The following is a 318-nucleotide window of genomic DNA, read 5'->3' on the forward strand; positions in this document are numbered from 1 at the left end:
ATCAGGGGTCGCTCCATTCTCACAAATCTTATACGTCAACGTATAAACTCCGCTCGAAACATTCGTTCCTACCGTTACTTTTCCGTTAGTAGCATCTATCGTAATGCCCGTTGGAGTAACTATTGGAGTAAGCGTTACCTTACCTACTTCTGTGCCTATAACCACAGGTACACCATTGAGCTTGTCATTACTAATAACCGTTTGCGTAGTGGTGCCACCCGATACTACCGTACCTAAATCATCGTTATCAGCTACGATGCTGTTTTCAACCGTGATCGTTACCGTAGCATCATCACAATTATCAGGGGTCGCTCCATT

Annotated in this window: 1 protein-coding gene; it reads right to left on the minus strand. The window is 44.3% G+C overall.

The window, feature by feature from the left end; all coding sequences use genetic code 11:
* The coding region (locus CCAND38_RS11820; RefSeq protein WP_042343537.1) for a hypothetical protein at window positions 1-318 on the minus strand (318 nt) is incomplete at both ends.

The organism is Capnocytophaga canis (assembly GCF_000827555.1).
Classification (GTDB): Bacteria; Bacteroidota; Bacteroidia; order Flavobacteriales; family Flavobacteriaceae; genus Capnocytophaga; species Capnocytophaga canis.